This window comes from Streptomyces sp. NPDC057253 (genome assembly GCF_042669125.1).
In the GTDB taxonomy this organism is placed as follows: Bacteria; Actinomycetota; Actinomycetes; order Streptomycetales; family Streptomycetaceae; genus Streptomyces.
This window is the reverse complement of record NZ_JBHUXV010000013.1, coordinates 122136-133529: the sequence shown is the minus strand read 5'-3', so window position 1 is coordinate 133529 and position 11394 is coordinate 122136. Positions and strand designations below refer to the sequence as shown.

Sequence of the window (11394 nt, the reverse complement as noted above, 5' to 3'; positions counted from 1 at the left end):
GAGCCGCCGCCCATCGGATGAGGGTCGGGGACGGGCGGCGGCTCCGGGGTTCAGCGGGCCGGTGAGGGCCTACCGGTGGTCGCTGCCGTTCGCCGTGATCGCCGCGCGCCCCGCCTCCAGGCGGGCCACCGGGATGCGGAACGGGGAGCAGGAGACGTAGTCCAGACCCACCTCGTGGAAGAAGTGGACCGACTCCGGGTCACCGCCGTGCTCACCGCAGACCCCGAGCTTCAGGTCGGGGCGGGTGCGCCGGCCCGCCTCCGCGGCCAGCTTCACCAGGGAACCCACGCCGTCCTTGTCGATCGTCTCGAACGGCGACACCCCGAAGATGCCCTTCTCCAGGTAGGCCGTGAAGAAGGAGGCCTCCACGTCGTCCCGGCTGAAGCCCCACACCGTCTGGGTGAGGTCGTTGGTGCCGAAGGAGAAGAACTCCGCCGCCTCCGCGATCTGACCGGCGGTCAGCGCGGCGCGCGGGAGCTCGATCATCGTGCCGATCGACAGCTTGAGCTCCACACCCGTGGCCGCCTCGACGTCGGCGACGACCTGGTCGGCCTCCTCGCGGACGATCTCCAGCTCCTGGACCGTGCCGACGAGCGGGATCATGATCTCGGCGCGCGGGTCGCCCTTGGCGTTCTTGCGCTCGGCCGCCGCCTCGGCGATCGCGCGGACCTGCATGGTGAACAGACCCGGGATGACCAGGCCCAGCCTCACCCCTCGCAGACCCAGCATCGGGTTCTGCTCGTGCAGCCGGTGCACGGCCTGGAGCAGGCGCAGTTCGTTCTCGTGCGGCTCCTGGCGGGATTCCGCGAGGGCCACGCGGACCGACAGCTCGGTGATGTCGGGGAGGAACTCGTGCAGCGGCGGGTCGAGGAGCCGGATCGTCACCGGCAGCCCGTCCATCGCCGAGAACAGCTCCACGAAGTCCTGCTTCTGGAGCGGGAGCAGCTCCTTCAGCGACTCCTCGCGCTCGGCCTCCGTGTCGGCCAGGATCAGCCGCTCGACCAGCTCACGCCGGTCGCCGAGGAACATGTGCTCGGTACGGCACAGTCCGATGCCCTGGGCGCCGAAGCGGCGGGCGCGCAGCGCGTCCTCGGCGTTGTCGGCGTTGGCCCGCACCCGCAGCCGGCGCTTGCGGTCCGCGAACGCCATGATCCGGTGCACCGCCTCCACCAGCTCATCGGCGTCGTTGGCGCCCGCGTGCATCCGCCCCTCGAAGTACTCCACCACGGGGGACGGGACGACCGGGACCTCGCCCAGGTAGACCTTGCCGGACGACCCGTCGATGGAGATCAGGTCGCCCTCCTCCACCACATGCCCGCCCGGAACCGTCATCCGGCGCCGCTTGGTGTCGACCTCCAGCTCCTCGGCGCCGCAGACACAGGTCTTGCCCATGCCGCGCGCGACGACGGCCGCGTGGGAGGTCTTGCCGCCGCGGGAGGTCAGGATGCCCTCGGCCGCGATCATGCCGTCGAGGTCGTCGGGGTTGGTCTCCCGGCGGACCAGGATGACCTTCTCGCCCGAACGCGACCACTTCACGGCGGTGTACGAGTCGAAGACCGCCTTGCCGACGGCCGCGCCCGGCGAGGCCGCGATGCCCCGGCCGACCTGCGCGACCTTGGTGTCCTCGTCGAAGCGGGGGAACATCAGCTGGGCGAGCTGGGCGCCGGTGACGCGCTGGAGCGCCTCGGCCTCGTCGATGAGCCCCTGGTCCACGAGCTGCGTGGCGATCCGGAAGGCCGCGCCCGCGGTGCGCTTGCCGACCCGGGTCTGGAGCATCCACAGCTGACCGCGCTCGATGGTGAACTCGATGTCGCAGAGGTCCTTGTAGTGGTTCTCCAGCGTCTCCATGATCTGCATCAGCTGGTCGTACGACTTCTTGTCGATCTGCTCCAGCTCCGCGAGCGGCACGGTGTTGCGGATGCCCGCGACGACGTCCTCGCCCTGGGCGTTCTGGAGGTAGTCGCCGTAGACGCCCTGGTGGCCACTGGCCGGGTCCCTGGTGAACGCGACACCCGTGCCGGAGTCGGGGCCGAGGTTGCCGAAGACCATGGAACACACGTTGACGGCGGTGCCGAGGTCGTGCGGGATGCGCTCCTGGCGGCGGTAGAGCTTGGCGCGGTCGGTGTTCCAGGAGTCGAAGACCGCGTGGATGGCGAGGTCCATCTGCTCGCGCGGGTCCTGCGGGAAGTCCCGGCCGGCCTCCTTCTTGACGATCTTCTTGAAGGCGGTGACCAGCTTCTTGAGGTCGGCGGCCTCCAGGTCGGTGTCGACCGTGACCTTCTTGACCTCCTTGGCCTTGTCGAGGGCCTCCTCGAAGAGGTCGCCGTCGACACCGAGGACGGTCTTGCCGAACATCTGGATGAGGCGTCGGTAGGAGTCCCAGGCGAAACGGTCGTCGCCGGCCTGCGCCGCGAGACCCTGGACCGACTTGTCGGAGAGGCCGATGTTCAGGACCGTGTCCATCATTCCGGGCATGGAGAACTTGGCGCCGGAGCGGACCGAGACGAGCAGCGGGTCGTCGGCCTGGCCGAGCTTCTTGCCCATGCGCTGCTCCAGCGCGTCGAGGTGCGCACTCACCTCGTCACGCAGTGCCGCGGGCTCCTCACCGCTGTCCAGGTAGACCTTGCAGGCTTCGGTCGTGATGGTGAAGCCGGGGGGAACAGGGAGTCCCAGGTTGGTCATCTCGGCGAGGTTCGCGCCCTTGCCACCCAGGAGGTCCTTGAGGTCCTTGTTTCCCTCGGTGAAGTCGTAGACGAACTTCGCTACGTGGGGTTCTTTGTTTTCCGACACGGGTCTCGACTCCCTCGAGGACGCGGTGGCTGCCCTGACGGCGAGGAACATACCCAGATCGAAGGCGTCTGGGTACGTCTGCTCGGGCGTCATACGCCCGTAACCAGTCGTCTGCCAGCGGATCGAAAGTCAAAGCTTGGCAAGCGACAGGCCGCCGATGTTTTCACTTCTTGAACGCATCAACCCCCGTAGACCGTCAGAACTGCTCATTTGAGCGGCCTTCAGCACGCCTGATTTCGATCGATGAACGATCAAGGGGTGGCACTGAGTGCCACCCCTTGGAGAAGTGCAGTCGGTCAAGATCCGCTCATTCGAGCGCGACCCCTATCAGGCGTGGCGAGAATCACGCTGCCACAGCGGCCGGGATTTCACCATGCGGACGAGCATCGGAACAGAAACACGGACGTCATACGCCCATCGCGAGCAACCGCTCCTCGACCCGCTCCGGCGCGTACAGCTGCTCCACCACCAGCGCACCCGCCCCGACCAGCCCGGCCCGCTCCCCGAGCCGCGAGGTCACCACCTCAAGGCGGGCGGTGGAGCGCGGCAGCGCCCGCTGGTACAGCAGCTCCCGGACACCCGTGAGGAAGGGAGTTCCGGCCAAATCCCCCGCGATCATCAGGACCCCGGGGTTCAGCAGCGTCACGACCGTCGCCAGGACGTCCCCGACCTGCCGCCCGGCCTCCCGCGCGAGCGCCGCCGCCTCCGGATGCCCGGACGCGAGAAGGTCCCGCACATCCGAGCCGGAGGCCGCCGGCACCCCGGCCGCGGCCAGCCGCCGGGCCACGGCACCGCCGCTCGCCACGGCCGCGAGGCAGCCGTAGGAACCGCACCGGCACAGCGCCTCGGCGCCGGCCGGCACCCGGATGTGGCCCAGGTCGCCCGCGCCCCCGTCGACACCGCGGTAGACCGAGCCGTCGACCACGACTCCGGCGCCGATGCCGGTCGAGACCTTGACCAGGACGAACGCCGAGCAGTCGGGGTGGGCGGTGCGCTGTTCGCCGTACGCCATGAGGTTGGCGTCGTTGTCGACGAACACCGGGACCGGGCCGACGCCGGTGTGCTCGGTGAGGGACCTGGCGAGACGGCTGCGTATGTCGTAGCCGTCCCAGCCGGGCATGATCGGCGGCTGGACCACCCGGCCGCTCTCGAGGTCGACCGGGCCCGGCACGGCGAGCCCGATCCCGCAGACCTCCTCCGCCCGCTGTCCCGCCTTCTCCAGGAGCTCGGCGAACCAGCGCCCGAGCTCGCCGAGCACGGTGTCCGGGCCGTCCTCGATCAGCAGGGTGCCGCTGTGCTCGGCGAGGATCTCGCCGGTCAGGGTGAGCACGGCCGCGCGCGCGTGCCGGGTGTCCAGGTCGGCGGCGAGGACGACGGCATGGGCGTCGTCGAACTCCAGGGTGATGGAGGGGCGGCCGCCCAGCGGGGAGTCCACGGGCCCTCCGGCGCCCTCGCGCAGCCAGCCCGCGCGGAAGAGCCGGTCGAGGCGCTGGCCGACGGTCGCCCGGGACAGTCCGGTGGCCTGCTGGAGCGCTCCGCGCGTGACGGCTCGCCCGCTGCGGACCAGTTCGAGCAGATCTCCGGCGCCGGTCTGACTCCGTCCAGCCATGCGCACCCCCTTGTGTTTCTCAACTCTGCATTACATATTGAGTTTTGCGTGTTAAATAGACGTAACCCTACGGTAGCCCTGACCGAACCGGTCAGCCACACGTCTTTCGGGGAGCCCCGAGTGGATCGCACTGCCCAGCTCGTCACCCGTTCAGCGGAGCGCTCGATCGCATACGATCCGCCGAACATGTCCGCATCCCTGCACGCCAGGGCGGCGGCGGTGCTGGAGGGCAACTGGACCGGTGCTTCCACGGTCCCCTCGCGCGGTCTGTACCCGCACCAGTGGTCCTGGGACTCCGCGTTCATCGCGATCGGCCTGCGCCACCTCTCGCCGCTGCGGGCGCAGACGGAGCTGGAGACCCTGCTGGCGGCCCAGTGGGGCGACGGGCGGATCCCGCACATCGTGTTCAACCCCTCCGTACCGCTCGACGCGTACTTCCCGAGCCCTGACTTCTGGCGCTCCTCGACCGCGGGGCGCACCGCGGGCGCCCCGCGCACCGTACAGACGTCCGGCATCGTGCAGCCACCGGTGCACGCGCTGGCCGCGTGGCTGGTCCACCTCGCCGACCCCGGACTCTCCCGGGCCCGCGGTTTCCTCACCCGGGTCTACCCGAGCCTGGCGGCCTGGCACCGCTACCTCCTGCACCGCCGCGACCTCGGCGGCGGCGGCCTCGCGTCCGTCGTGCACCCCTGGGAACAGGGTATGGACAACAGCCCCGCCTGGGACCTCCCCCTGTCCCGCGTCACCCCGGCCCCGGCCCGCTCCTTCCGCCGCGCCGACCTCGACCACGGGGCGGCCGAGGACCGGCCGACGGATCTGGACTACGGGCGGTACGTGCGCCTCGCGACGGAGTACCGGGACGGCGGATACGCCGACAGCTCAGGCGAGTTCGCGGTGGAGGACCCCGCCTTCAACGCCCTCCTGATCGCCTCCGAGCACGCGCTGGCCCGGATCGCCGGCGAACTGGGCGCGACCGGCACGGCCCGCCACGCACGCGCGGAACGGCTGACGGAGGCGCTCGTGGAGCGGCTGTGGGACGCGGAGCGGGGGATGTTCCTGTGCCGGGACCTGCGGGACGGACGCGGGCTCACCGGTTCCCTCGTCCCCGAGCGCGGGGTCTCCGGCCTGGTCCCCCTGCTGCTGCCCGGCCTGCCCCGCGAGGTCGTCCAGACGCTCGTGCGCACCGCGACCGGCCCGCACTTCGGACTCGGCTCCGAGACCAGACTCCCCCCGAGCTACGACCTCCTCGGCGAGGCCTTCGACCCGCACCGGTACTGGCGCGGGCCGGCCTGGTTCAACACGGGCTGGCTGCTGGAGCGGGGACTGCGCACCCAGGGTGAGCTCCACCGCGCCGACGCCCTGCGGGAGTCGGTCCTGGAGCTTGCCGAGGCCACCGACTTCGCGGAGTACGTCGACCCGTACACCGGCGAGGCCTGCGGAGCGACCGGCTTCAGCTGGACCGCGGCCCTCGCGCTCGACCTGCTGCACAGCGGCACCACAGTCACGGCGGACATGGAACTCAAGGGAGGGAACCGGCGATGACGGACCGGCATCATCTGCTCGTGCACGGCGGGACGTTCGCGGCCGTGGGTGACGGCGGGGACATCAGCGGTGTCCGGGGCGGCGGCAGCACCCCGGACGGACTGTTCGTACGGGACGCCCGGCATCTGAGCCGCTGGCAGCTCACCGTCGACGGCGCGGTCCCGGAGACCCTGTCACCGGTCGCCGACGGCGACACCGCCCGCTGCGTCCTGGTCCCCCGGGGCGGCCGCCAGGAGCCTCCCGCCCACACCCTCTTCCGCGAACAGGCGGTCGGGGACGGCTCGTTCGTCGAATCCCTGCGGGTGACCAGCAACCGCCCGGTGCCGACCACGGTCCGGCTCGCGGTCACCGCGGACGCCGACTTCACCGACCAGTTCGAACTCCGCTCCGACTACCGCACCTACACCAAGACCGGCGCCACCCGCTCCCGCGAAGTCCTGGACGACGGCGTGGAGTTCACCTACCAGCGCCGCGACTGGCGATCCTGTACGACGGTGACGGCCGATCCCGTCCCGGACGGCGTCGAGGAGACGGGCACCGGAGCGCGGCGCCTGGTGTGGACCCTGGACCTGGAACCGCACGGCACGGCGGAGCTGACCCTGCGGGTGATGGCCCGCGCGCACGGCGACAAGCGGGCCCGCCGGGTACCGAGCTCCCCCGCCGCCCTGAACAGCCAACTCCTGGCGCTGGAGGGCGAGTTCGTGGAGGGCGTGGCCTTCCCGACCGGCTGGCCCGAGCTGGCGGCGGCCTGCGCCCGCGGTCTCGCCGACCTGGCCTCGCTCCAGGTCCCGGCCACCGGCCCGGACGGCGAGGAGCTGCGCGTCCCGGCCGCGGGCGCCCCCTGGTTCCTGACCCTCCTCGGCCGCGACGCCCTCCTCACCTCCCTCTTCGCGCTCCCCTACCGCCCCCAGCTGGCCGCCGCGACCCTCCCCGCGCTCGCCGCCACCCAGGCCGGCGAGACCAGCCCGGCCTCCGTGGCCCAGCCCGGCAAGATCGTGCACGAGGTACGGCACGGCGAGCTGGCGCACTTCGGGCAGGTGCCGTACGGCCGCTACTACGGCTCGGTCGACGCCACCCCGCTCTTCCTGGTCCTCCTCGGCGCGTACGTGGAACAGACCGGGGACGTCTCGCTCGCCCGGCGCCTGGAGTCCCACGCCCGTGCCGCGATCGGCTGGATGCTCGACCACGGCGGCCTCACCTCGCGCGGCTACCTCGTCTACCGCGCCGACCAGGGCGGCCTCGCCAACCAGAACTGGAAGGACTCCCCCGGCGCGATCTGCGGCGCCGACGGCACCCGGGCCACCGGACCGGTGATGGCGGCGGGCGCCCAGGGCTACGCGTACGACGCGCTGCGCCGGACCGCGTGGGTCGCCCGCACCGCGTGGAAGGACGAAACCTACGGGGCCCTCCTCGAACAGGCCGCGGCGGACCTGCGGGACCGCTTCCAGCGGGACTTCTGGATGCCGGACCGCACCTTCCCCGCGCTCGCCCTGGACGGAGAGGGCCGGCAGGTCGACGCACTCGCCTCCGACGCCGGGCATCTGCTGTGGTCCGGGCTGCTCGACAAGGAGTACGGCGAGCTGGTGGGCCGGCGCCTGCTGGAGCCGGACTTCTTCTCGGGCTGGGGCGTACGCACCCTGGCCTCCGGCCAGCCGGCCTACCACCCACTCTCCTACCACCGGGGCTCGGTGTGGCCGCACGACAACGCGCTGATCACGCTGGGGCTGGCACGGTACGGCCTGCACGACGAGGCGCGGGCGGTGGCACACGGGCTGGTGGACGCGGCGACGGCCACCGGGCACCGGCTGCCGGAGGTGCTGGCGGGGTACGGGCGGGAGTCCCACGGGGAGCCGGTGCCGTATCCGCACGCGTGTGTGCGGGAGGCAAGGTCGGCTGCTGCTCCTCTTGCGTTGCTGACGGCGGTTGGTGGCGCGTAGCACTCCGCGGGCAGGGCCGAGTCGCGTCTGCGGGTGGGTGGGAGACCTCACCGTTGACCAAGCGTTGGGGCGGTGTTTGCCCTAGGACGTGAACTGTGGCCCTGGGTGGGCCGTACGGGAATGTGGCGGATCCGAGACCCCATATCGGGTCCGCCTCTACCAGGAGCCGTACGGAAGGACCCTCGGGTGTCCGAGACCCTTGCACAGAGCACGTCACCCGAAGCCGTGGCGACCGACGCGGAGAAGCCGACCCTGCGCACGCGCCTCGGCCGCTGGCGGGAGGCCCACCCCACCGCCGTACGGAACGCACGCTGGACCCTGAACACCCTCGCCGCCCTGCTCGTCCTCGGGGCCCTGCTCATGCCGAACAAGATCGCCTATCTGCACCCGCGGGGGTTCGTGCGGATTCCGGCGGAGGCGATCCTCGGGGCGGCCGTGGCGCTGGCGCTGCCGCGCAGGCCGCGGCTGGTGGTGGCCGTGGTGTCCGGGGTGGGGCTCGGGGTGATGACGATCCTGAACCTGCTCGACATGGGGTTCAACGACTACCTCGGGCGACCCTTCAACCTCGTCCTCGACTGGCAGCTGCTCGACGACGCGCAGTCGTACGTCGCGGACTCGATGGGCCGGGGCGTGGCGATCGGTGCCATGGTCGGCGTGGTCGTCCTGGTGCTGCTGGTGCTGTCCGTGATGACGCTGGCGATGGTGCGGCTGAGCGGTCTGCTGGTCCTGAACCGGCAGCGCGCCATCCGGGGGACCCTGCTCGCCGCCACCGTCTGGGTCACCTGTTCCGCCCTCGGCCTCCAGATCCTCGGCACCCCGCTGGCCTCCGAACACACCGCCGCGCTCGCCGCGACCCAGGCCAAGCGCGTGATGTACACCGTGCGGGACGAGGCGGAGTTCCAGAAGATCGCCAAGGTCGACGCGTTCGGGAACACGCCGGGCTCCCAGCTGGTGCCCGATCTGCGGGGCAAGGACATGATCTTCACCTTCATCGAGAGCTACGGCCGCAGCGCCATCGAGGACCCGCTCATCGCGCCCGGCGTCGACAAGACCCTCGACACCAGCACCGCGGCCCTCGCGAAGGCCGGCTTCCACGCGAAGAGCGGCTGGCTGACGTCGGCGACGTACGGCGGCAGCAGCTGGCTGGGCCACTCGACCACCCTGTCCGGCCTCTGGATCGACAACCAGCAGCGCTACCGCACGGTCATGGCCAGCGACCACCTCAGCCTCACCAAGGCCTTCAAGAAGACCGGCGACTGGGACACGGTCGGGGTGATGCCGGGGGTCCAGAAGGGCTGGCCCGAGCAGAAGTACTACGGCCTCGACAAGGTCTACAACGCCTTCCAACTCGGTTACCAGGGGCCCAAGTTCAGCTGGTCGACGATGCCGGACCAGTACGCGCTTGAGGCCTATCAGAAGCAGGTCCACGGCAAGAAGCGGGACAAGCCGCTGATGTCCGAGATCATCCTGACCTCCAGCCACCAGCCCTGGGCGCCGATCCCGAAGATGGTGAACTGGGACGACCTGGGCGACGGTTCGATCTTCAAGGCCATCCAGAAGGCCGGCAACAAGCCGTCCGACATCATCGCGAACGGCACCCGCTCCAAGCAGGAGTACGGCAAGTCCATCTCGTACTCGGTCACTTCCCTCACCCAGTGGCTGGAGCGCTACGGCACCGACGACACGGTCCTCGTCTTTCTGGGCGACCACCAGCCGATCGCCCGGGTCAGCGGAGAGCACGCGAGCCGTGACGTGCCGATCTCGATCGTCGCGAAGGACCCCAAGGTCCTGGCCAAGATCACGTCCTGGAACTGGACGGACGGCTTGAAGCCGGCCCACAACGCCCCGGTCTGGAAGATGAGCGCCTTCAGGGACCGCTTCCTTACGGCGTACGGCTCGACGAAGCATCCGTCCAGTTAAGGGTGCGCCTAGTGGGGTGCCGGGTGCCGATTGCGGGGCGAGTGCGGGTCCGTTGTGGCTGGTCGCGCAGTTCCCCGCGCCCCTAGGGGGTTGCAGGTACGCGCGCTACGACGGGACCGTTAGCCGACCGCGCCCGCCCCCACCGGGCCGTTGGCCGCGGACGACGTGAAGGGGACGGGGTGGGGGGTGTCCGCCCGCAGCGGCCGGCGTCCGGAACCGAGCACATCCCCAGCCGACCGAGCCGCCGGACCGAGGACGGATACCCCCCACCCCGGCACCGACCCAACCACCGGACCGCACGCGCTACACACGCCCCCACCGAAGACAAGCGGGCCGCCGCAGGCATCTCAGGGGCGCGGGGAACTGCGCAACAACGCCCGCCCCCACCGAACCCGCACTCAACCCCCCGACGTGTCCAACTCCGCATCCTCCCCAACCCCCGCCGCACAGTCGTACGGATCCTTCAGCCACCCATCCGGCAGCACAACCCGGTTGTTCCCCGACGTCCGCCCCCGAGGCCCATCCGCCCCCACCGGCCACGCCTGATCCAGATCCAACTCGTCCAACCCAGCCCGAAGTTCCGCCAACGACGACGTGATCGCCAACCGCTTGCGCATCTCCGAACCGACCGCGAACCCCTTCAAATACCAGGCCACATGCTTGCGGAAGTCGATGACCCCACGCGCCTCGTCCCCGATCCACTCCCCCAGCAGCGTCGCATGCCGCACCATCACATCCGCGACCTCCCGCAACGCGGGACGACGGAACTCGGTCCGCCCCTCGAACGCCGCCACCAGATCCGAGAACAGCCACGGCCGCCCCAGACACCCCCGCCCCACGACAACCCCGTCGCACCCCGTCGCCCGAACCATCCGCAGCGCGTCCGCCGCCGACCAGATGTCCCCGTTCCCCAGCACGGGAATCTCCGGCACATGCTCCTTCAGACGCGCGATCGCGTCCCAGTCCGCCGTACCGCCGTAGTGCTGCGCAGCCGTCCGCCCATGCAGCGCGATCGCCGTCACACCCTCCTCGACCGCGATCCGCCCGGCGTCCAGATACGTGATGTGATCGTCGTCGATCCCCTTGCGCATCTTCATCGTGACCGGCAGGTCCCCCGCCCCGCTCACCGCCTCGCGCAGGATCGCCCGCAGCAGAGGCCGCTTGTACGGCAGCGCAGACCCCCCGCCCTTGCGCGTCACCTTCGGCACCGGGCACCCGAAGTTCAGGTCGATGTGGTCGGCGAGGTCCTCCTCCACGATCATGCGGACGGCCTTGCCGACGGTGACGGGATCGACGCCGTACAGCTGGATCGAGCGAGGCTTCTCGCTCTCCTCGAAGTGGATCAGCTGCATGGTCTTCTCGTTGCGCTCGACCAGCGCCCGAGTCGTGATCATCTCGCTCACGAACAGGCCCTTGCCCCCGCTGAACTCTCGGCACAGCGTGCGGAAGGGCGCGTTGGTGATCCCGGCCATGGGGGCGAGGACGACGGGCGGCTGGACGGTGTGCGGGCCGATCTGGAGCGGCGAGGCGGTCGTGGACATTCCCCCATTGTCACGCACGCCCCGGGGTACCCGTACGTCGATCATGTACCGACCA

Annotated in this window: 6 protein-coding genes; 3 read left to right on the top strand and 3 right to left on the bottom strand. The window is 70.6% G+C overall.

What is annotated here, in order from left to right; translation table 11 throughout:
- Nucleotides 1-69 precede the first annotated feature (69 nt).
- Nucleotides 70-2790 (bottom strand): pyruvate, phosphate dikinase, encoded by a 2721-nt coding sequence (ppdK, locus tag ACFULQ_RS10255; protein ID WP_383540833.1) that lies wholly within the window; start codon nt 2788-2790, stop codon nt 70-72.
- 406 nt (nt 2791-3196) lie between these two features.
- Nucleotides 3197-4399: an ROK family protein gene (locus ACFULQ_RS10250; protein WP_383540831.1), complete on the bottom strand. Its 1203-nt coding sequence runs from the start codon at nt 4397-4399 to the stop codon at nt 3197-3199.
- A 120-nt stretch (nt 4400-4519) separates the two neighbouring features.
- On the opposite strand from ACFULQ_RS10250, the gene ACFULQ_RS10245 reads away from it, so the two are divergent.
- The 3 genes from ACFULQ_RS10245 to ACFULQ_RS10235 all read left to right on the top strand — a co-directional run bounded on the left by ACFULQ_RS10245 (nt 4520) and on the right by ACFULQ_RS10235 (nt 9798).
- Entirely contained in the window at nt 4520-5941 is a 1422-nt protein-coding gene (locus tag ACFULQ_RS10245; protein ID WP_383540828.1) for a hypothetical protein, read from the top strand.
- Nucleotides 5938-7878 (top strand): glycogen debranching N-terminal domain-containing protein, encoded by a 1941-nt coding sequence (locus ACFULQ_RS10240; protein WP_383540825.1) that lies wholly within the window; start codon nt 5938-5940, stop codon nt 7876-7878. The genes ACFULQ_RS10245 and ACFULQ_RS10240 overlap by 4 nt, the downstream gene beginning before the upstream one ends.
- Nucleotides 7879-8064: 186 nt before the next feature.
- The gene (locus ACFULQ_RS10235; RefSeq protein WP_383540823.1) at nt 8065-9798 is read left to right on the top strand and encodes a CDP-alcohol phosphatidyltransferase; all 1734 of its coding nucleotides are present in this window, start codon (nt 8065-8067) and stop codon (nt 9796-9798) included.
- A 398-nt stretch (nt 9799-10196) separates the two neighbouring features.
- Here the strand turns inward: ACFULQ_RS10235 and dusB are convergent, their stop codons facing one another.
- Complete coding sequence (gene dusB, locus ACFULQ_RS10230; protein WP_383540820.1) at nt 10197-11339, bottom strand: tRNA dihydrouridine synthase DusB; 1143 nt, start codon at nt 11337-11339, stop codon at nt 10197-10199.
- Between the last annotated feature and the right edge of the window lie 55 nt (nt 11340-11394).

Excerpts from the sequence above, each read along its gene's own strand:
- ACFULQ_RS10250 (WP_383540831.1), bottom strand. The coding sequence starts at position 4,399 with ATGGCTGGACGGAGTCAGACCGGCGCCGGAGATCTGCTCGAACTGGTC.
- ACFULQ_RS10240 (WP_383540825.1), top strand. The coding sequence starts at position 5,938 with ATGACGGACCGGCATCATCTGCTCGTGCACGGCGGGACGTTCGCGGCC.
- dusB (WP_383540820.1), bottom strand. The coding sequence starts at position 11,339 with ATGTCCACGACCGCCTCGCCGCTCCAGATCGGCCCGCACACCGTCCAG.